Here is a 22585-nt window from a genome sequence, read left to right on the forward strand (position 1 = left end):
ACCAATCAAAAACCAAATTGAGGTTTTTAAATTATAAATTTATACTCTTCACCATTATTTTTGGTATTGGTGTTATTTTGGGATTCCACATCACGATTCCTTATGCTTTATTGGGTTTTATCCTGAGCCTATTAATAGGTATAACAACTCATTTTATAGTTAAAAAACATCGATTATTTCTTAGTTTAAATTATGTTTTTATAAATATTAGCGTCTTACTTTTAGGGTATTTTAATACTCAGGTTCACTTACCAAAACACCAAGAGCAGCACTATGTTAATTCTAAATTAACTTATAATACGCCAAGCGCATTTAAGCTAAAAATTACTGATAAGTTAAAACCAAACGCCTTTAATTACAAGTTCTATGCTCAGGTTCTTGAGGTCAACAACAAAAAACTTGAAGGTAAAGTTTTACTAAAAATTGATAGAGACTCTATTAGCAAAATTGAGCTTAATATTGGAGATTTGGTTCACGGTGCTGGAGAATTACAAAAATTTCATGCACCAGAAAACCCACAAAACTTTAACTATGCAACTTACATGGCTCATCAAAATGTGTATATGGCCATTTCAGCAGAGCCATCTCACCTAAGCATCAATAAAAATCAAAAATTTAATTTATTTAATTCACTTGATAAAATTAGAACTAATTTAAGGAATCAATTAAAGCAATACAGCTTTAAGGAAGAAAATATTAGCTTAATTGAAGCCTTTTTGTTAGGGCAACGCCAGAACATTTCTGATAAAACTTATGATGATTTTAAAAATGCTGGCGTCATACATATTCTAGCAGTTTCTGGTCTACATGTTGGTATTATTTTACTCATTTTAAACGCTTTAACGCATTTTTGTATCTACACGAAATTCGGTAGAAGATTGCGCCCTTTTTTAATACTTATTGGTTTGTGGGGATTTGCATTCTTAGCAGGGCTATCTCCTTCAGTTTTTCGCGCGACCGTTATGTTTAGCTTTTTAAGTCTTGGTATGTTACTACAAAAACGTACAAATTCACTGAACACTTTATTTATGTCGGCTTTGGTGTTAGTTCTAATAAATCCTTTTATTATTTTTCAGGTAGGCTTTCAACTAAGTTACTTAGCAGTATTTGGTATAGTAACACTTCAACCCCGATTGTATAAATTATATGAACCGAGATATTATATCGATCGATTATTTTGGGGAATTATTACGGTTACACTTGCTGCTCAGTTTAGTATCCTACCGCTAAGTTTATACTATTTTAATCAATTTTCTGGGGTGTTCTTACTAGCTAATATTCTTATTTTACCAACATTAAGTTTAATTTTAGGCTTCGGAATTTTAGTGCTTTTATTAGCAAAATTAGGTTGGTTGCCATCTATTTTAGTTGAAGCTTACGATTTCATTTTAACTAAATTACGCTTACTCATTCATTGGTTGGGTAGCTTTGAGCAATTTCAATTTGAGCATATCTTGTTTACTAAAACCTTGTTATGGTCAAGTTTAATTGTTGTTTTATGTGCTTGCTTGTGGTCGAGATATGCTAAAGTAAAATCTTATATAGCCCTAAATATTTCATTTGCAATACTTTGCTTGCTCATATTTTTCATCTATCGTGATCATCAGTCTCAAGACGAATTGATCCTACTTAAGGCTTATAATTCATTAGAAATTGCTCATATTAAAGGCGCTCAACTCAATTTACACACCAACCGGCTACACGATTCAACTCAACTCAAACAAAGTTATCGCATTCAATCTCTAGCTAATGTGTATGGCTTACAGTCGATTGAAGTTAAAGCTTTAGCCTATCAATACAATTATAAAAAGAAGTTTAAAATTCATTATATCGACTCTACTGGTGTTTATGAAAATACCCAACATCAATCACCAACAATAGTCGTTATAAGTGAATCGCCAAAACTTAACCTAGAACGCTTAATTACTGATTTAAAGCCAAAACTGCTAATTGCCAGTACAAATAATTATAAATCTTATGTTGAGCGTTGGCGTGAAACCTGTGAGGCTAATGAGGTTAGTTTTTACTCTATTTACGAAGAAGGCGCATTAAAGTTTTCTGAAATTAAAAAGTTGAAGTAAAGTTTTCTTGATAGGCTTTCCAAGCTTCTTGTGTTTTAATTTCGGCGTACTTATCGGTTGCAATCATTTTTAAATAGAGCTCAAGTTGTTGTGGTGTTTTGTAACCAACAACAGGTGAAATTACATCAGAGTTTTCATCAAAAAAGACCACTGTAGGATAAGCTGATACTTTTAACGCATTGGCAAATAAGTGCTGACCATTGCGCTGTTTTGGAGATCGCGATTCATCAAAATGAATATTTTTATAGGTATAGTCTTTATAGGTGATTTCTTCTGTCCCTTCTGCATTAAATTTTACCGCATAAAAATGCTTATTGATGTATTTGGCGACTTCTGGATGAGAAAAAGTGCGTTTATCCATCAACTTACAAGGTCCACACCAATTGGTATAAACATCTACAATAATTTTTTTAGGTTCATCTTTTTGAGCTTTAAGCGCTTCATTCATGCTCATCCAGTTGATAGATTGGGCATTAATGTTTGTTAGGCAAACAACTAATAAGCTAATAGAAAATAATAGTTTCATTGAATTAAAATTTAGAGCGCTACTTTATAAGTAACGCTCTATAGATAATATTATTTTATGCCGTGCATTTTGTTAACAAGTAACTTACTTATAGCAAGCATTACAACTCCTGCGCCAGCTGGGATAATCGTAAAAATTAAGAAGAAGGTTGACATTGAATAGTTTTCTGTGATAATGTCGATATAACTTCCTGTAACACCTGCTAACAAATTAGCTAGGAAGTTGGCAAAAAACCAAACACCAAACATAAGTCCAACTAACTTAGCCGGCGACAATTTACTAACGTAAGACAATCCAACTGGAGACACACAAAGCTCACCAAGTGTATGAAATAAGTAGGCAAAAATTAACCATATCATACTTACAGATGCAGTTTTAGCTCCTTGAGGTATACCAAACGAACCATAGGATAAAAAAGCAAAACCTAAGCCTAATAATACAAGGCCAATTGCAAACTTTACAGGACCAGAAGGATTAAGCTTACTTTCCCAAATCTTAGAAAATAATGGTGCAAAAATAATGATGAATAAAGAGTTAAGTACCGTAAACCAACTTGCAGGAACTTCTGCAACATCATTTGTAAACTCTCTATAAAGCATCCAAATTACAACTCCCCAAATAATCACAAAGCTTGTTGCTAAGAATATATTTGAAAGCGGATGAACACCGAAAGTTTGACGAAACAGCATCACTAAAACCCATGTGATTACAAGCATAGGAATTACGGTAATCACAGCGTTAATTATTTTAAATATATAAGCTGTTTTATCAGTTAAAAGTCTATCTGTATAATCACCAGCAAAAATTGTCATAGAACCACCAGCCTGTTCAAATGCCCACCAAAAGAATATTGAGAAAAATGCAAGTACACCTATAACAATTAGACGATCATTTTTCACTTTATTACTTACAGATTTATCAGCTTTTTGATCAATATGTTCTGTCTCTCCTTCGATAGCGGTGCTATCAATAAAATTATCATCTTTATCTGGCTTCAAACCAATGTTTCCAAATATAGATTGTGCATAAAAAAACTGCAACATTCCAAAAAACATAAAAACACCTGCTAGTCCAAAACCCCAATGCCAGCCAACTTTTTCTCCTAAATAACCACACATCAAGATCCCTAAAAAGGCGCCTGCATTAATTCCCATATAAAAAATAGTATAACCAGCATCTTTCTTTTTTCCTTCATCTTTGTATAATTTCCCAACGATTGATGAAATATTTGGCTTAAACAAGCCATTACCTATAATTAAAAACAATAAGCCTAAATAAAAGAAAGCACCTGTAAAGCCTTCTAAAGCCATAGAAGCATGACCTAAGGTCATAATTAATGCACCCCAAACTACCGCTTTTCTGTAGCCCAATAACTTGTCGGCTATATAACCACCTATTACCGGCGTAATATATACTAAACCTGTGTACCAACCGTATAATAACAAGGCATCATCTCTTTCCCAAGCCCAACCTTCGTCTAGTAATGATGCTGTTAAGAATAAAACCAAAAGTGCTCGCATTCCATAATATGAAAAGCGCTCCCACATTTCAGTGAAAAATAATACAAAAAGGCCTGAGGGCTGACCTAGAACTGTTTTTTGATTTAACTCAGAACCACCAAATTTAAATTCCATATAAGTGTTTTTACAATTTATTATTAATAAAATTCGTCATTAAAGTATATAAGTGTAAGCGCGTGTTACCGCCATAAATACCATGATTTTTATCGGGATAAATTCGCCAGTCGAATTGTTTATTCGCCTGTACTAAGGCTTCAATAAGTTGCATGGTATTTTGCACGTGAACATTATCATCAGCACTACCATGAATAAGTAAATAATTCCCTTTTGTAAATTCTTCAACATGTGTAATTGGTGAATTTTCATCATATCCTGAAGCATTTTCTTGAGGTGTGGTCATGTATCGTTCGGTATAAATCGTATCATAAAATCGCCAGCTGGTTACTGGTGCAACAGCAATAGCAGCTTTAAACACATCGTTAGCTCTAAATATAGCATTAGACGACATATAGCCTCCAAAACTCCAGCCCCAAATTCCTATACGGTCTTTGTTAATGTAAGACCTTGATCCGAGTAATTTTGCCGCTTCAATTTGATCTTCTAATTCGTATTTTCCTAACTGCTTTTGCGTCACTTTTTTAAAGTCTCGACCTTTAAAACCTGTTCCTCGACCATCTACACACGCAATGATATAACCTTGGTTAGCCAACATTTGATACCAGTAATCATTTGTACCAAAAAAGCTATTAGACACTGATTGTGAGCCTGGACCTGAATATTGATACATCAATAAAGGGTAAGATTTGTTAGGATCAAAATCTTTTGGTTTTATCATCCACATGTTAAGTTTATTACCCTTAACTTCAATTGTTGAAAGCTCTTTATCAGACAATTCATAATCTTCTAAAGTTTGAATTAAATCTGAGTTGTTTTTAATTTCACGTACTAATTTTCCATTTTTAGCTAAATGCAAAGTGTACACATTAGGTGTTTTTACCGAGTTGAAGGTATTGATGTAATAGGTATAATCAGCACTAAATGAAGCTGAATTGGTACCCGTTTTGGTGCTTAAATCTCGCTTTGAACGGCCATTAATTTTAATAGAATAAACCGCTCGGTTTACACTACCCGTTTCTGTACTTTGGTAAAAAATACGTTTAGATTTATTGTCATAACCATAGTAATTGGTGACTTCCCAATTACCTTTAGTAACTTGATTCAAGAGTGTACCTTCAGCTGAATAGTGGTAAATATGTCGCCAACCGTCTTTTTCACTCGTCCAAATAAAGCTATTATCCTCTAGGTAAGTCAGGTCATCAGTAATATCTACATAAGCAGGATCTGTTTCATTTAAAACTAAATTTGCTTGAGCAGTTTTGCCATTTACATGGTATAGTTTAAGTTCATTTTGATGCCTGTTTGTGGTTTGAACGCTAAAGGTGTTTTCATTTTGAGTTGTTCCTAAGCGTGGGATATATTCGTAATTCCCTAGCTTAACATCTAAAGTAGACTTTTGGTTTAAATCATAAATATGTAAGCTAACTTTGGCATTATCTTCACCAGCTTTTGGATATTTAAAAACATCTTGTGTTGGGTACAAATCTTGCCCATAACGACCATACATATCCATTGAAAATTCGGGCACATCAGATTCATCAAAACGCAAAAAAGCAATCTGCTCACCATTTTTACTCCACTGGTAAGCTTTTACGAATGCAAATTCTTCTTCGTAAACCCAATCGGTTAAACCATTAATCACGCTATTCTTCTCGCCATCTGTGGTGACTTGACTCACTTCATTGGTATTTAAGTCTTTTATAAAAATATTATTTCGCTTTACAAAAGCTACTTTAGCGTTATCTGGAGAAAAAGCTGGCTGCTGAATTTTTGCTTCATCAATTTGCATCAATTTTTTTGTTGATAAATCATACACATAGTAAACCGCTTTTTTAGAGCGTCTAAAAATTGACTCTACACTAACTCCTAAAATGGCTTTTTTCTCATCAGCCGAAAGTTGAAAAGTTTCAAAATATGGCAAAGCCATATCAGCACTATTAATCAGCGTTCCTGTTTGTTTTCCGGTTTTATAGCTGTAAATATCGACCGTCATTTCACGTGTTTCCCGGTCAAAATTTTGAACGATATAGGATTGGCCATCATTCAACGATTGTAAAGACTCTAAGTAATCTTGTCTAAACTCACCACCCCAAATTTTTTCAAGTGTAATTTCTTTAGTTTGAGCTTGTGTAAAAGAACTTATTAAAACGAAACAAATGAAACTAAATAGACTTCTTTTCATGTAAATTAATTTTGAGTCTTCAATTTTACTAAAAAAACATTAATTTTCGGTTAAGTTTTCATACAAAAAGCTGTTTTAGTTTGCAGTTTAAAAATATCTAAGGCTAAAATTATTTCCATGGGTTGAAGTCTAATAATTTCTCTTTGTTGCCCTCTCAATGTTAATGATCTAATTGTATCTTTACCATTTCATATTAAGTAACTTAAAATGGCAAACATAAGCGGATTTTCAAAGCTTTCTAAACAAGAAAAAGTCGACTGGATTTGTAAACATTATCTCAACAATCATCAGGAGGCAAAACATAAAATCACACAATATTGGAACAGCGATGCTAAACTTCAAAAGCTACATGACGAGTTTGCCGAAAATACTATCTCTAATTATTATTTACCTTTTGGAGTTGCTCCTAATTTTAAGATTAATCAAAAAATTTACGCGATTCCCATGGCTATTGAAGAAAGCTCTGTTGTGGCAGCAGCAAGCAAAGCTGCTAAATTTTGGGGCGACAAAGGTGGTTTTAAAGCGAGAGTTCTTGGTACAACTAAGGTAGGTCATGTTCACTTTATATGCCCGGCTAAGGCTCAACAAGTCGAAGATTTTTTTGAGCACATCAAGACTCAACTCTTTGCTGATGCTAAGCCTATAACTCATAATATGGAAAAGCGCGGAGGTGGCATTACAAAAATTACTTTAGTAAATAAAACTGCTGAACTCGCTCATTATTATCAACTGCACTGTCATTTTGAAACCAAAGACGCGATGGGTGCCAACTTTATTAACTCTTGCTTAGAGCAATTCGCTAAAACATTAGAAGCACAAGCAGAACATTATGAAGGTTTTACTTCAAAAAACCGACCTGAAGTGATAATGAGTATTTTATCTAATTATGTTCCTGAATGTCTCGTTAAAGCTGAAGTTTCTTGCCCTATAGAACAACTTGGTACAACAGAAGCCAAGGCCCATGAGTTTGCTAAACGCTTTAAACAAGCTATTGACATAGCAACAATTGAGCCGTATCGCGCGGTAACTCACAATAAAGGCATCATGAATGGTATTGATGCTGTGGTTTTAGCGACTGGAAACGACTTTAGAGCCGTTGAAGCTGGTATTCATGCGTATGCTGCAAAAGACGGTCAGTATCGCAGCTTAACTCAAGTTGAACTTACAGATACTCAATTTACATTTTCAATTGAAATTCCTTTAGCCATTGGCACTATTGGCGGCTTAACTAGCTTGCATCCATTGGTCAAGGTTGCACTGGCGATGTTAGGTGAACCTTCAGCCGAAGAATTAATGCAAATTATAGCTGTTGCTGGACTAGCACAAAACTTCGCTGCTGTCAATTCATTAGTGACAACTGGTATTCAAAAAGGTCACATGAAAATGCATTTAATGAATATCCTCAATCAGTTTGAAGCTACAGAAGCTGAGCGTCAAAAAGCCGTCGAATTTTTTAAAAATCACACCGCCACACACAGCGAAGTGGTTAAATATATTACACAACTAAGAGCTTAATGCATCAAAAAGCCTACAGTCACGGAAAATTACTCATTACTGGTGAGTATGCCATTTTAGACGGTGCTTGGGGTCTTGCTTTACCTACAAAACTTGGGCAATCTTTAAGCTTACATCCCATCGAAGGCAAGAGTTGGCAGTGGAATAGTTATTTACACAACAAGAAACTATGGCAACAAATTGAATTTGAAACCAAAGACATTTTAGAATTTGATATAGACTTAAATAAACTAGATTTTAAGGGCAGAATTTTACAATTGTTACATGCAATTTACCAGCTGAAATCGCCTTTGTTAAGTGCTAATCAGGCCTTTCAAGTTAAGACTCAACTTGAGTTTCCTAAAGATTGGGGATTAGGTTCATCTTCTACTTTAGTTGCTAATTTAGCCGAGTGCTTTCAGGTCAATGCTTACGAATTGTTAGAGCTTAGCTTTGGTGGTAGCGGTTATGATTTGGCTTGTGCTAAGGCTAAACAAGCTCTTATTTATGAACGCCAAGGCTTTACGCCTAAAATTAGCTACACAGCATTAAGCCCAAAGTTAACATCGCATGTTTATTTTGTCTATCGTAATCAAAAACAAAACAGCAGAGAAGCTATACAATACTATCGACAAACGCCAAAACCTAACTTAAATACTGCTATTAAGCAGCTCAATCTAATTACAAAAGACTTAACTTCAACCGATGATCTTAATCAAGCTGAAGATTTGTTATTAAAGCATGAAGCCATCATAGGCAAGCTGATTAATCAAATTCCGGTTCAGCAAAAATTATTTTCAGATTACAGCTCGGGAATTGTAAAAAGCCTTGGTGCTTGGGGTGGCGATTTTATGTTAGTAACAGCAAAGCAACCTCAAGATTTAGATTATTTTAGAGATAAAGGCTACTCAATTATCAAAACCTATTCTAGCTTTGTTTTGTAAATGTATTTTATAAATTCAATCTCAAACCCTTTATAGTTAAACGCTGTTTTTTAATCGGTCTTTTAAAGCTCAATTAAACGAATAATCAAACACATAGACGTACGAGTTACTGATAACTGCTAACCAAAAAACAGCTATAAGCTGTAAGCCTTAAGCAATAAGCAAAAAATACCTAGAGACTAGAACTAACAAAACGGCTCACTAATCACAACTCACCATTCACGATTCACGAATCACGAACCACAGAAAATTGCCAACCGCTAACTATAAACCGGTTCTCGATACACTTTTTCTTTCCACAAGGTTTCAAGAAAAACCACTCGAACTGACAGTAGATAACAGATAACCGACAACTGTCTATAGCCTATTGCTTAAAGCCTAGAGCTGATAAAACGATTCACTAATCACGATTCACTGACAACTGATAACAGCTATAAGCTGTAAGCAAAGAATGCATAGAGCCAACTAAGCAATTCACGAATATAGTAAAACTGCTTACCAATTACTGAGAAGAAATAAAAAAAGCCATCTTAAAAGACAGCTTTTTTTAGTGATCAGAGTTTTCTTAGTAAAATAAAGTCCTTTTATCTTCAATCTCCGTCCCTTCTTTTAGGGCTTTATAAACAGGATTAAGTTTTGGGTTGGTATAACTTCTTGAAGTTGGTTGTACTTTCTGGTCAAAAGTCTGAATACGGCGTTTAGTTTCTTGTGTGGCCATACCGACATAAGAAGGTAGTTCAGCTGCAGGTTGTGTACCGGTTAGTTTAATAAAATAAACTCCTTTTTCACCTTGAATTGGTTGACTTACTTCATTTTCTGAAAGTGCAAAAGCTGCTCCAACCACTTTCGGCTCACTACCACTACCTGGTAAAACAGGGCTGCTCATATTAACCGCAGATGCTTTTTGAACTGAAACTTCAAATTTGCTTGCAACAGCGTTTAAATCCTTAGTTTGAATTTGAGCTATAAGTTCTTCAGCTTGTTTTTGCTTTTTTAAGATTGGTGTTACAGTTGCTGAAGCTTCTTCAACACTTTGAACACCTTCATTAGTAGCGTTTACTAATTCTGCCACAACATATCCATTTGAAATGTCAAAACGTTTAACTGAACCCACTTTGGCTTCATCTGAAAAAGCCCATTTAACGATAGAACGCTGTTGACCTAAACCGGAAATGGTTTCGTCAAGCGCTTTCATATTATTAACGGGTTTTACCTTTAGGTTTTCTGCTTTAGCGGCTTCTTCTAAAGAGGTATCTTCAGCTGCTAACTCAAAGTTAGAGGCTTTTCTATATAGATTGTTTAAAGTTAACTCAGATGGGTTTACTGTTTTTACAATCGTTGCTAGTTTAACTGCTGGTTTAGGCTCGGTTTTATCTTCTACAAAAACCACGTGGTAGCCAAATTCAGTTTCAACAACGCCTTTATGATTTGGTTGCTGATCGAAAACATAATCATTAAAATCTTCTACTAATCGGCCGTAAGTTACCCAATTTAAATCTCCACCATTTCCTGCACTTTGACGATCTGCTGAAAATTTCTCAGCTAAATCTCCAAATTGCTCAATATCATTAGAAATTAATGTTTGTAAGCTATCGGCTAAAGCTTTGGCTTCATCTTGTGTTCTCGTCACTTGAGGATCAACTCCTGTACCTTCATAAGTGACTAAGATATGCTTTAATTTAATAGAATCTGGTAAGTTAGTTTGCTCTAACATTTTAATTAAACGAAACTGTTGGCCTGATTTAATAGGCTCTAAAACTTCACCTTCAGTTAAGGCTAATATCTCGTCTTTATTTTCTTTTAAGTTATAGTTGAAGGTATAAACATCAGCAAATGGAACATCTGAATTACGATTCACAAAACCCTCGACATCATCAGTGGTTTTAAAACCTTTTATAACTTGGTTGCTATCTGAAACCTGATCGTATTCTTCACGGTCAGTTAGTAATTCTTTTAAGTCGTCTTCAACTGCTGTAAAGTCTTCAGCTGAAGGCTCTTCTTTAAAATGTACTAATTTAATATCACGTTCAGCTTCTTGTTTAAACTGCGTTTTATTCTGATTGATATAAGCTTTAATGTCGGCTTTAGAAACTTCAACATCAGTAGCCTTAGTATAAGGAATTTTTACAAAGTCGATATTAAGTCTATCGTTTTGTTGTTTGTAAGCTTGTTTAGCTTCTAGTTTTGTAGCACCGATACCTGCTTTAATCATATCATAATATAATTCAGACTTAGCAATGGTTTCTATACTTTCTTCAAAGTCTAACCATTGTTGGTATTGTTGAGGTGAAGTTAATTTGATTTCAGCAACGTATTGTTTCATTTTAGCCTCATCAAAAAAACCAGCTTCATTTGAGAATTGTGGATTTCCAGCTAAACGTTCGGCCATCACATTTATAATTTGGTCTTGACCAACTTGTAAACCTAAGCTTTCGAACTCTTGGTCTAAAAGCATTTGGTACACTTTAGAGTCCCAAACCTGATTGACAGCTTGAATTGTTGAAACACGGCCTTGTGATTGTTGTACTCTATTTTCAACAATTTGAACAAATTCTTCTCTTGAGATTTCTTCGTCTCCAACGACTCCTATATTACTTAAGGATTTGTTTGAAGTGAAACCACCTTGCTTGATTAAATCTGCTAAAACAAATGAGAATAAAGCTAAAGCTATGATTACAATTAAAAAGACGGTACGTTGTCTAATCTTATTTAAAATCGCCATTGTTAGTTATTTATAATATAGTTGGCGAAAATAAAACAATTAACCAATAAATAAAACATTAAGGCTTTGAAAGTTTTTTTAATAGCGCTGATGTTTATCCGTGAGTCGTGAATGGTGTAGTTGGCTTTAAGCTTTAGGCAATAGGCCTTTTCTGCTTATTAGTGTAATGGTGTAGTGGTATAATGGTAGATGTCGGTTTTCAGTGAATGGTGAATGGTGAATAGTGAATGGTGAATAGTGAATGGTGATTCGTGGTTGTGAATGGTGAATAGTGAATGGTGAATGGTTGATTAGTTGACTATTTGACTGGGCTTGGAGTTAACTAATAGCTGTTATCAGTTGTCTGTTGTCAGTGATTCGTGATTTGTGAGTCGTGATTTGTGAATCGTGAATCGTGAGTCGTTTTTTGGCTTTAGGCTTTAGACTGTAGCTTTATCACTTTAAAGGTTCTCAGTACTGGGATTTCACTGATTGTTGGTGAAATCGAATTTAAATTAATCTTTTTAAACTTTATTTCTATTCATTTTGTCTTGACACAATCCCGAAATTTCGGGAGAACCAAATCCCGAAGCATCGGGATTAGACTAATTTAAGGAAATTTTTGCGGCGCTAGGCTCTGCAAAACCATTGCTGGTATTTTTGCTGCATGCTTATCACTGCGTGATGCACTTCCGCAAATACCACAATTATTTCTGGAAATTAGTCGAATTTGACTATTTGTGTAATGATGTAGTGGTATAATATTGAATCGTGAGTCGTTTTTTTGGCTTTAGACTGTAGGCTGTAGGTGCTTTTCGCTTATGGCTGTTTTGTGTAGTGTTGTAGTGACGTAATAGTATTCTAATAAAAAAAGCCTTCAACTTTTTGTTGAAGGCTTTTTACATATAATTAAGATTTTTTATTATTTGATTTCGAAAATTACTCGTCTTACAAGTTGTCTTGCATCTTTAGAAGACTTATTAACCGAGTTGTCAATTCCTCCACCTTGATATGATAAGCGCGATTTTTCTATTCCCGAAGCGACTAAGATGTCATAAACGCGTTTCGCACGATTTTCAGATAAAGTTTTATTGAATTCAGCATTTCCGATTTCATCAGCATAACCTGTTAGGCTTGCTGTTGCTGTATTGTTGGCTCTCAAGTAAAGTAAAATTTTGTTGATTGCATCGTATGAATAAGTTTCTGGCTTAGTGCTTCCAAACTCAAAATACACACTTATAGCACCATCATTAGCCATTGCTTTAACGCTCTCAAGACCAGCTTTTGCGATAGCTGACTCTGCTTCATTTTTAGACATGAATCGTTTTTCAAGCGACTTTTCTAACTCATCAGGCACACCGTTTTGATTTTTATCAACGGCTTGACCTTTTGTATTAACGGCTACACCATTAACCGTATTAGGTTCTAAGTCAAGATAATTTGGCACACCGTCACGGTCGTCATCTTGAAGCTCTGATTCTAATTTAGCTAAACGGTTTTCTACAGAGTTAACTTGTTCTTCGAACTGATCTGTTTTACTAATATTTACCCAATCAGCATGTTGATCATTACTACCTAAGTAAATCGATAAACCAGCTGTTGCATTAACAATCATCCCATCGAAATCACGTGAAACAGTTCTTGCTTGACCGTCAATAGTGTAGTCTTGTTTAAAGTTACCTATTGTTGTTAGATCGACATAAAAAGCGAACCGATCTGATAATTTGATTTGTGGCGTAATACCAAACATGAAATTTACTGTAGCTTCGTTATCGACAAGACTAGACTCTGGATAAGTGAAAAAACTTACACCTGCACCACCATGACCTAACACATTAAAACGTTGAGTAAAGCTTTGGAAGTTTAAAATTGAGCCAAAATTTAATACGGCTTGCGCATTGATTCTTGCATAATCTGTTGAAAAGTCAAACGGTGACTCATCATCGGCAGATATTTCGCCGAAACCACCATCAAGTTTAAGTCCGAACTTATCATTAAACATGTACCTTACACCTAAGTCAATCATGAAATCTGAAAACATTCCAGCTTCAATTGAAGGGTCAGAAAATGGATTTGAAGCCTTGCTCACGCCACCACCAAAATCAAGCGACCACTTATTGTAATTTACTTCAGAAGATTTCTGCTCAGAAGATTGGTCTGTTTGCGCAAATGACTGAAATACAGTAAAAATCATCACAGCCAATAATAGAGTTGTTTTTTTCATGGTTAAGTTTTTTGTTTCAATTAGCAAATATAGTTAATATTCAATTACTTAAAAGATTTTAGTTTCTTTTTTACGATTTGTTAATCCTATTGACTTGATTTAAGTGGAATTTTAAGGTTTTTTGTTATCAGTAACCATTGAATCGTGAGTCGTGAGTCGTGAATCGTGAGTCGTGAGTCGTGAGTCGTGAATCGTGAATCGTGAATGGTGAGTCGTGATGCGTGTAATAGTGTAATCGTATAATGGTGTAGTAGTAGTAGTAAAATCGGTTGTCGGTTGTCGGTTGTCGGTGAATCATGAGTCGTGATTCGTGAGTCGTGCTTTGTGAAATGCTTGTTAGTGTTCTTGGCTTCGAGCGAACATAAATATATCTTTTTTTAATTTGTGAACGTTGGGTGAAAAGGTTCATGACCTTTTAAAAAGAAAGCATATGAGCTTAGAAAAGATTTTGAATAAAAACCACTCCAGTAGACTGAAGTGGTTTCATTTGATCACATCAATTCAACCTGGGTTAAATTATTTCTATGATTTGAAGGGCATTAAACGCACCATTTAACAAAGGGTATTGTTCCCCATTAAATTCCTGAAAATAAGCTACCTTCATGAAATAATAGGTTTCTCCTGCTGCCGATGGTGTACTACTAAAATTAAGGTTAATAGTTGAGGCGGTGCTGTCTATCATTAAATTTTCGACATTACTTATTGCCACTTCACCTTGACCTGTTGCAAAATCAAAATTCATTATTGCCGCACTTAATTCGACATGGGTAGCACCCTGAGGAATACCCAAATTAAGTTGAGGTATAAAATCATTAATGATAATTTCATTGGTCGCTGTGTCAAGGTTATAATTAGATTTTAGCACTGCATCTAATGTTGCTTTTTTATTGAAGTCGAAAAACTTCAAAGCTTCTTTCCCTTCTGGACTTGCAATTCCTACACTTACTTTTCGTTGACCGCGACTTGAGGTTAAATCGTATTTTTTTACCTGATTAAGTCGACTAGTTAGCCTGTAAATTTTGGAACGATCGGGCACATCAGCTAATAAATTAGCAATTGCTCTTCTATACATTTTACCGCTTTTTGCGATATGCCCAAATTCTTGTCCATTTTCACGTGTTCTTATAAAAGCCGGATCGTTTTCTATTCGACTTTTTGATACTCCGCTTTTGGTCTTGACCAAGTATTCGCCATCTTGGTTCTTATAGAAGGTCATCCCATCCAGGGTTCCTTCAATTTTTAATAACGACTTTAGTTTTGCCATCTCTTTAAATTTTAAGCCTATTATTTCAAGGCATGTTAATAATTGAATTAGAATCTTAAGAGTCTTACCTTGCGCGCAAAAACTTCAACTTATTGTCGACTTTCAAATTTTAAAGTTTCTGTTTTTTTTAAATCCGGTACACTTTCTTAAGTATTACTATGGCAAATTTAAGGCGGCTATTTATTTGATTATGCGCAGTTTAGTGTATCCTCATAGATTTTGATAAAATTAGTGGTTTTAATAATTTTTGACGCTTAATGCGTTTTTTGACGCTTTTTGCACCTGAGTACGTTCCTTGAATTAATACTTGAGCTATACTTAAGCTATACTTAAGCTCTGGGTGAGGTATGGTAGAAAATGGTTGGCTGTTGTCGGTTGTCAGTTTTCTGTTATCGGTTGTCAGTGATTCGTGAGTCGTGATGCGTGATGCGTGATGCGTGATGCGTGTAATAGTATCCCGTGATTTGTGAATAGTGAATCGTGACTGGTGTGAAGAGGTGTTGTCTGTTTGCAGTTTTCTGTGAATCGTGATGCGTGTAATTGCGTGTAATAGTGTAATCGTATAATGGTGCAGTAGTAAAATCGGTTGTCGGTTGTCGGTTGTCCGTTGTCAGTTTTCTGTTATCGGTTGTCAGTGATTCGTGAGTCGTGAATGGTGAATCGTGAGTTGTTTTGTTGGCTTTAGGCTTTAAGCTCTAGGCTTTAGGCGCTATTTTCCTATTAGTGTAATGGTATAGTGGTTTAGTAGTAAAATCGGTTGTCGGTTGTCGGTTGTCTGTTTTCTGTTATCTGTTGTCAGTTCGAGTGGTTTTTCTTGAAGCCTTGTGGAAAGAAAAAGTGTATCGAGAACCTGTTTTCTGTTAGTGGTTGGCAGTTTACAGTGAATTGTGAATGGTGAGTCGTTATTCGTGCTTCATGAAATGCTTGTTAGTGTTCTTGGTTTCGAAAGTATTTAAACATCATTTTTTGAGTTGTGGTTGGTTCTTGTAAATTTCGGTTCTATTTTTCTGATTTAAAGGTACTTAACTTCACGTCTGTCTATACTGACATGGTTCATGTCTATTTTTCTGCATCAAAAAGAATATGTAAAAGTAGTTGTCACAACTTTTTATTTGAATCCTATTTAGTTTTGGAGCAATGATTAAATTAAACACTTATGCAAATTATTTTAAGTAAGGATCTTGCAAAGTTTAAAGGGGTTAAAATACGAAGTGCTCAAAAAGAGATGAACCTCATTAAAGACTTTTATGATAAAGCGCCACACCAACTTGTTACTAGTTTAGAGGTTGCTGAGTATTATGATGTGCCAGAAGATTTTTTAATACAAATTATAAACGCCTAATTTGCCTAAAAGCACAACCACATATCGCCTTCGTTTAATTTATCCGCTTGACTTGGCTGAGTTTAAGTCTTGCGGTATGAGTACTGCTTATACAGAGTTTAAAAAGATTAAGCAATGGCTTGGTAAAGATGCGCATCAGGTTGTGACTAACGAAGAGGCGGCTCTTTACTACGGGATTGAATTAACTGATTTTGAAAGTATTATTAATTGTGCCTAAGCTTCAACTGGGTATAATTCTTCTATTAGGTTTTTAGTTAAGTTATAATGATTTTTACGTTCTGGATTATCTACTTTTTGTAGGGTTCCGTTAACCTTTTGTCTACGGCTTGGTTTGTAGGTTGAATTGAACCAGTCTTCGAATGGTGCTGGGTCTACATTGATTTTATAATCGTTTACTTCTTGCCGCATTTGACGGTATAAAAATGTAAATTGTGCACCACTGCAAATGTGTTTGGCATAAACTTCAACTAACTTATAGGCTCTAAAGCTGTTAAATATATGGGTTGGGTAGATTAAATATTCTGGTGAGTTTTTGGTTAGATAGTCTTTTTCAACTGGGTTCATTAAGCGATTTGCATATTCAACTATGATTTTAAAGGCCATCGGCATTTCACCTTGGTCTAAATGAAATTCGCGTTTTCTTTTTTCGATTTCTTTTAGTAACCAATTTTTTAGCATACGCTTATACTCAGCTAATTCACGTGGATATTCAATAAAAATAATTGGTGCTTTGTATTCTTCGAAGTTGAATACTTTGGCCATTTCTTTTATTATACTTGTTTTGTTTGGTTGCTGAATGCTAATTTGTTCGCGATAATTCCAATTATCGACTTCATAAAATAATTTGTTAACCTTATCATTTAAAGTTACGATATTTATAAAGCCTTCAGAGATTTTCCCCACCACATAATCCTGTAGTGAAATAGAGTTGTGGTGCCGATAATATCTTTTTTCTAAATAGAAGTGAATGATTTGTATTTTTTTTGACCAAGACTTTAGGGCGTCTAAATAGTGTTGACATTTACTAGGGTATTTATCATAAAGCTGCTTGGCTTTTCTAATTTCGCTATGGTAAGCAATTAAAATCCTTGATTTATATAAGACTGAGGAATATAGATGTCGGTTGTGGTCTTTGTAAATATCAGGAAAGAATTCTGTTTTGAGTACAAACATGCTGAATAGTGCTTTTAGTTGTGCTTTGGTTTCGTGTGATTGATCTCGATCTGTAAAATAGAGCTCGCTTTCTTTACCAACTTTATACAAAAAGCTGCTTATGAAGAATCGCCAAAGTGTGGACTCTAATGGGTTTTTGGTTAATTGCTTTAAGCGTGGTTCTAGGTCTAAGGTTTGAACTTCAAATAAGTCGAACTCTACAAAGGCTTTTGTGTAATCTGATAATATGTATTTATGTAAGTTTTTCCCCATGAGAGATGGTTTAAAGTTTATGTTTATTGGGGAATTTAGCTAATTTACAAAATTTTTTGTTGGTAAGTGGGGAATTGTTGTCGGTTGTCGGTTGTCGGTTGTCGGTGAATGGTGAATCGTGAATCGTGACTGGTGTGAAGAGGTGTTGTCTGTTGTCTGTTGTCGGTTGTCGGTGAGTCGTGAATGGTGAATGGTGAGTCGTTTTGTTGGCTTTAGGCTTTAGGCGCTATTTTCTTATTAGTGTAATGGTATAGTGGTGTAGTAGTAAAATCGGTTGTCGGTTGTCAGTAATTAGTGATTTGTGAATCGTGCAGTTGGCTGTAGGCTCTAGACTGTAGGCGCTATTTGCTCATTTATGTAATAGTTGATGGTAAATTTAAGAGAAAAAGATGAGTTGTTATTTTTATAACCAAACATTTATTGATGGCAAAATTATATTGTTAAAAAAGATAGTTGTTAGTTGTCAGTTTTAAGTGATGATTAATTATAAATAAAGTCGGCACTAGTTTTAAGGTGATAAATTTCAAAATAATGGCTCAGTTTTTACTATCAAAACCTGATTTTTTTTATTTGAAGTTGATTTATTTAATGCACTTTGAAAGCGTAGACATGAATATTAAAATTGCTTTCACTAAACCAAATAAATTAAAAACTAAAACACGCAAAGTATGGATATTAAGTTATCTATTTTGAAAAAGAACAAAATAAATCTAAGAAAGTTAAGAATTAGACAGGTTATAGAATATTATATTTGTTTTTTACGATTCAAAGATGATTTAAACCATTGATATGACTGTTTAATCTACCAACATTATTGGATAATCAACACCTCTAATAAAGTCATATTCTTTTTTAAAATGGAAATCTATTCTATTGCGATTATAACTACTATTTGTGGCTAATTTTAATATTTCAAGTGGAAAGTTTATACCACCTAATGTAAAAGCATAAATAAAAGAAACTGGGCGTATATTAATTTCTGTAATTAAAGGATTATGGTTAAAGTCTTCTTTAAAGTCCACAGTAAACATACCATTAATCTCATTAACAGAGAGGTGTTCATGTACTTTTCTTATTGCTAGTTCTGCTTTATTTATCAAATTAGTATTATTTATTAAGCGACCCCGTGCGCACATACCTGTAATTTTTGTTGGACTTAAATTTGGCATTAGATACTCTATTCTTTCCCCTGAAGCTGTGAGTTGTAATTTAGATTTGTAAAAAAACAGTTTAGCTGCAAAGTTTCTACCAGGTAAATAATCAGACGCAATAAAATCTTCGTTTTGATGTATTCTTACCCAGTTATTAAAATCCTCATTTTCAGATATTTTCATTGCACCTAATGCTCCTGCTGTTTTATTAATCCGAACCCAAAATGGAAAATCTAGTTTTTTTAAGGATTCATTTAACAAATCATTTGGGTCAATTTTCACTGTAGTTGGTGACAAATTTAGTGGCTCAAGTAGGTTTGAAACTTTAAGTTTATCAAACATAAATTTTGCAACTTTTATGTCAGGCAAAATTGTTTTGCATGGCAATAAACCCATACTTTGCCTATTCGACCATTCTATTACCTCAGTTTCAGGAATAATAAAAGCAAAATTAATCTTTTCTAATTTAATTATTTTTGTAATAGATAACCAATAATCTTTATCCGAAGCCTTTGGAATAACATATGTCTTGTCGTAGGTTGAATCAAAATGACCAGGCGCAAACTTATTAGCATCAGTCCCTATAATTTTTAAATTTTCATTAGCTAATTTTAAGCTTTTGGCAACACCTAGTGGAGTTGGGCCTCCAATACCAGTAATAAGTATATTCATATCTAATTTTTTCCATTAAAAGGCTGCATTGGTCGAGTAACGCTTTGATTGACACCTTCTCTAACTAGTACTTTCTTTAAAGTTAATAAAAGGATTCTAACGTCAAAAAAAAAAGAAACATTTACAACATATTCAATATCCAATTCAAATTTTTTTGACCAGCTTATACTATTTCTACCATTTACTTGAGCCCATCCTGTAATCCCTGGTTTAACCTCGTGTCTTTTTAGTTGTTCTTGATTATAAAGTGGTATATACTTAAACAGTAATGGTCTTGGTCCTACTAAGCTCATATCGCCTTTTAACACATTGATCAGTTGTGGTAATTCATCTATGGATAACTTTCGTACCAACCCACCAAATTTTGTAATGCGCTCTACATCTGGCAATAAGTTGCCTTGAGCATCACGTTCATCAGTCATAGATTTAAACTTAATTATTGTAAACGATTTTTGATTCTTACCTGGTCTTTCTTGAAAAAAGAAAGGTTTACCATTATTTTGAATAAATAATATAATTGTAACAAAAATAAATACTGGCAAAAAAATAATAATAAGGCATATTGAAACTATTAAGTCTAAAACCCTTTTAAATAAAAACTTATACATACAAATGGTTTTTATTAATTAAATCTTTTGTATTCGTTAATGTAAACAGGTCTTTTCCCTGAATTTAGCGGAAGTATGTCATCAACAAATTTAATTAAAATATTAGCATTATCTCCAAGTATCTCCTTCAGAAGAATATTAATTTTATATATAACTTCACTTTTAATTTGATTTTCTTTCGATTTTAATTTTAATATATAATTATTGGTATTTGTTTGAATAAATTGGAATTGAGTATTTAATGAAGCATTAGACAAAGGCTTGTAAATAGCAGGGCCTAAAGCAAGCGAAGAAACAGGTTTCCCAGAAGTATTATATATTATATCCGCAGTCCTTCCTATTATTTGTTTTAAAGTTAGTAATTGACCATTTTTATATTCACCAGCAATTGCAATATCTCCAGTATCATATCTTAAAAAAGGAATTAAGTCATTGTTAAAATCACTTACTACTACTCTACCAATTTCTCCACTTTCAACAGGCTTATCATTTTTGCCCAGTACTTCAACATAAACTCCAAACCTATTAACAAAATAGTCTCCTCCAAAAACTTCTTGTTGTGCTATTAACCCAACCTCTTCATTGCTATAGCGATCAATAAAATTACAATCAAATATTTTTTGAATAAAGATTCTCTTATCCTGGTCAAGCATCTCTGATGTTGAAATAAGATGAATTACTGGAAGTTTTAACTTTTTGCTTTCTATATATTTTGCAATATCAAACATGACTGTTGGGTAACCCATTAAAATTGTTACCTTGTTCTTTATAATTAAACTAATAATAGCTCCAATATTTTTTTCAGATACATCATTTGGGATTATAATTGTTTCATTTCGTAAATACTTAATAAGTTTAGGCTTATTTTTAGCCCGAATGAGTGCAAAAGAATCTCCAGTTTTATAACCTGCCCTTTCATTAAAATATTTAAAAGTTGCTGTTCTGACACTATTTCGATATTTGGAATACGGTACTCTTAATGGCTCGCCAAATGAGCCACCTGTAAAAGCCCAACTTTTAATCTCACTTTTGTCAATCTTTTTTGATAAATTAATAATTGCTTTTTTTTTAATTACTGGTAAATCTTCAAATTTTTTATCTATGCCAAAACGATTGAGACAATTTTTTTTTTCTTCATCTCTATTATGTAAAGTTTTATTTACATACTCACACTCATTCTGTAATTTACTAATAACCCTATTGTTTAGATAATTATAGAAATGAAAAATCGATTTTGTTATTACTTTTCTCATATTTAATTGTTCCAAGAACGTAATTTCAATTTAGCTAAAAATCTAAGAATTCTGATTCTAGAGATGATTAGTGTGTTCTTAATAAAATTGGTAGTGTTTTTGTCGTAGGTGTTAAGAACAGGTACAAGATATTTTTTTCTTCTATGTTTTAAAAAGAATACTTTATATTCTTTATCTGAAAGACCTTGGTATGGTGAAAACTCCTTAAAAATGTAACCTTTATTATTTTCACTAAATTGTTCTTTATGATATAATTCTAATTGATGATTATCAGGGTTGTATCTAAAAAAATTAAGTACAACTTGATTAGTCTGAGGATTCCATTCTACAGCTAACTCTCTTTTGCTGAAATCTGGAAAGGAAATGTGCCCATTGATATATGTATACCAAGGAATAAAAAAATTACCCAAACCATAGACTATAGGTTTGCCTTTATAATATTCAGCTCCTTGTATGCAGTGAGAGTGACAGCCTAGAACTAAATCTACTCCCAAATCGATTAATCCCTTTGCTATTCTTCTATCAGCTGGAAATGGCAATTTTTCTAAATCAAAATTCCAATGGAAATATACAACAAGTTTAGCGTCTGGATTTTCTTTTTTGTGTTTGGAAATATTTTTGAATAAAATTTCTTTATCTATTGTAGCTACATGCACCCCTTGGCTGGGATTCTTTTGGTGCTGTAACATCACAGACCAACACTGATTGAACATAATAATTTTTTCTCTCTGAGAATAAAATATCGAAGGTTTATTTGCTTGTTCAATTGAATAACCAGCACCGCAATAACTTATTCCATTAATATTTAGTTTTTGAATAGTGTTCTCAAATAAGCTTGGTTGATCAAGAGTATGATTATTAGCAAGCGTAACGACCTTGCAATTCATTTTTTTTATTTGCTCAATAATGGATGAATGATTAAAAAGAATTGGAACAGATGAGTTTATACTTAAGTCATCGCTCACTAATCCTTCTAAATTAAAAATCAGATCTTTATCCTTTACAAAACCTTTGATTTGATCATAAAAAAAATCTGAATATTGTTTTTGTGGTGAAGCTACATCTCCAATAAAAATCATTA

At 33.7% G+C, this 22585-nt stretch carries 17 protein-coding genes; 5 read left to right on the plus strand and 12 right to left on the minus strand.

The window, feature by feature from the left end; translation table 11 throughout:
- Positions 1–17: 17 nt before the first annotated feature.
- The gene (locus tag IMZ30_RS04645) at positions 18–2081 is read left to right on the plus strand and encodes a ComEC/Rec2 family competence protein (protein WP_207039369.1); all 2064 of its coding nucleotides are present in this window, start codon (positions 18–20) and stop codon (positions 2079–2081) included.
- Here IMZ30_RS04645 and IMZ30_RS04650 read toward each other — a convergent pair.
- The 3 genes from IMZ30_RS04650 to IMZ30_RS04660 are packed head-to-tail and all read right to left on the minus strand — an operon-like array spanning position 2065 to position 6426.
- Positions 2065–2607 carry a thioredoxin family protein gene (locus IMZ30_RS04650; RefSeq protein WP_207039370.1) on the minus strand — a complete coding sequence of 181 codons (543 nt, stop codon included), beginning with the start codon at positions 2605–2607 and terminating at the stop codon, positions 2065–2067. The two genes, IMZ30_RS04645 and IMZ30_RS04650, sit on opposite strands and share 17 nt — an antisense overlap.
- Before the next feature lie 50 nt (positions 2608–2657).
- On the minus strand, positions 2658–4241 hold the full coding sequence (locus IMZ30_RS04655) for a peptide MFS transporter (RefSeq protein ID WP_207039371.1): 1584 nt from the start codon (positions 4239–4241) through the stop codon (positions 2658–2660).
- A gap of 10 nt (positions 4242–4251) precedes the next feature.
- Positions 4252–6426 carry a S9 family peptidase gene (locus IMZ30_RS04660; RefSeq protein WP_207039372.1) on the minus strand — a complete coding sequence of 725 codons (2175 nt, stop codon included), beginning with the start codon at positions 6424–6426 and terminating at the stop codon, positions 4252–4254.
- A 207-nt stretch (positions 6427–6633) separates the two neighbouring features.
- On the opposite strand from IMZ30_RS04660, the gene IMZ30_RS04665 reads away from it, so the two are divergent.
- Together IMZ30_RS04665 and IMZ30_RS04670 are read left to right on the plus strand one after the other, a co-directional pair.
- Positions 6634–7941, plus strand: a complete 1308-nt coding sequence (locus IMZ30_RS04665; protein ID WP_207039373.1) for a hydroxymethylglutaryl-CoA reductase, degradative — start codon at positions 6634–6636, stop codon at positions 7939–7941.
- Positions 7941–8864 carry a GYDIA family GHMP kinase gene (locus IMZ30_RS04670; RefSeq protein WP_207039374.1) on the plus strand — a complete coding sequence of 308 codons (924 nt, stop codon included), beginning with the start codon at positions 7941–7943 and terminating at the stop codon, positions 8862–8864. The genes IMZ30_RS04665 and IMZ30_RS04670 overlap by 1 nt, the downstream gene beginning before the upstream one ends.
- 565 nt (positions 8865–9429) lie before the next feature.
- Here the strand turns inward: IMZ30_RS04670 and IMZ30_RS04675 are convergent.
- The 4 genes from IMZ30_RS04675 to IMZ30_RS04690 all read right to left on the minus strand — a co-directional run bounded on the left by IMZ30_RS04675 (position 9430) and on the right by IMZ30_RS04690 (position 15053).
- The gene (locus IMZ30_RS04675) at positions 9430–11586 is read right to left on the minus strand and encodes a peptidylprolyl isomerase (protein WP_207039375.1); all 2157 of its coding nucleotides are present in this window, start codon (positions 11584–11586) and stop codon (positions 9430–9432) included.
- Between the two features lie 901 nt (positions 11587–12487).
- The gene (locus tag IMZ30_RS04680; RefSeq protein WP_242529702.1) at positions 12488–13789 is read right to left on the minus strand and encodes an OmpA family protein; all 1302 of its coding nucleotides are present in this window, start codon (positions 13787–13789) and stop codon (positions 12488–12490) included.
- A 127-nt stretch (positions 13790–13916) separates the two neighbouring features.
- The gene (locus tag IMZ30_RS04685; RefSeq protein WP_207039376.1) at positions 13917–14198 is read right to left on the minus strand and encodes a hypothetical protein; all 282 of its coding nucleotides are present in this window, start codon (positions 14196–14198) and stop codon (positions 13917–13919) included.
- A 102-nt stretch (positions 14199–14300) separates the two neighbouring features.
- Complete coding sequence (locus tag IMZ30_RS04690) at positions 14301–15053, minus strand: hypothetical protein (RefSeq protein ID WP_207039377.1); 753 nt, start codon at positions 15051–15053, stop codon at positions 14301–14303.
- A gap of 1156 nt (positions 15054–16209) precedes the next feature.
- On the opposite strand from IMZ30_RS04690, the gene IMZ30_RS04695 reads away from it, so the two are divergent.
- Both IMZ30_RS04695 and IMZ30_RS04700 read left to right on the plus strand, forming a co-directional pair.
- On the plus strand, positions 16210–16395 hold the full coding sequence (locus IMZ30_RS04695) for a hypothetical protein (protein WP_207039378.1): 186 nt from the start codon (positions 16210–16212) through the stop codon (positions 16393–16395).
- A gap of 1 nt (position 16396) precedes the next feature.
- Entirely contained in the window at positions 16397–16612 is a 216-nt protein-coding gene (locus IMZ30_RS04700) for a hypothetical protein (RefSeq protein ID WP_207039379.1), read from the plus strand.
- Here the strand turns inward: IMZ30_RS04700 and IMZ30_RS04705 are convergent.
- The 5 genes from IMZ30_RS04705 to IMZ30_RS04725 all read right to left on the minus strand — a co-directional run bounded on the left by IMZ30_RS04705 (position 16609) and on the right by IMZ30_RS04725 (position 22583).
- Positions 16609–17820: a hypothetical protein gene (locus tag IMZ30_RS04705; RefSeq protein ID WP_207039380.1), complete on the minus strand. Its 1212-nt coding sequence runs from the start codon at positions 17818–17820 to the stop codon at positions 16609–16611. The two genes, IMZ30_RS04700 and IMZ30_RS04705, sit on opposite strands and share 4 nt — an antisense overlap.
- A 797-nt stretch (positions 17821–18617) precedes the next feature.
- Entirely contained in the window at positions 18618–19643 is a 1026-nt protein-coding gene (locus IMZ30_RS04710; RefSeq protein WP_207039381.1) for a hypothetical protein, read from the minus strand.
- 2 nt (positions 19644–19645) lie between these two features.
- Positions 19646–20251, minus strand: a complete 606-nt coding sequence (locus IMZ30_RS04715; RefSeq protein ID WP_207039382.1) for a sugar transferase — start codon at positions 20249–20251, stop codon at positions 19646–19648.
- Positions 20252–20265: 14 nt separating this feature from the next.
- Positions 20266–21504 (minus strand): hypothetical protein, encoded by a 1239-nt coding sequence (locus IMZ30_RS04720; protein ID WP_207039383.1) that lies wholly within the window; start codon positions 21502–21504, stop codon positions 20266–20268.
- Positions 21505–21506: 2 nt separating this feature from the next.
- The gene (locus IMZ30_RS04725) at positions 21507–22583 is read right to left on the minus strand and encodes a CapA family protein (RefSeq protein ID WP_207039384.1); all 1077 of its coding nucleotides are present in this window, start codon (positions 22581–22583) and stop codon (positions 21507–21509) included.
- Positions 22584–22585 lie beyond the last annotated feature (2 nt).

Source organism: Psychroflexus sp. ALD_RP9 (assembly GCF_017311165.1).
Taxonomy (GTDB): Bacteria; Bacteroidota; Bacteroidia; order Flavobacteriales; family Flavobacteriaceae; genus Psychroflexus.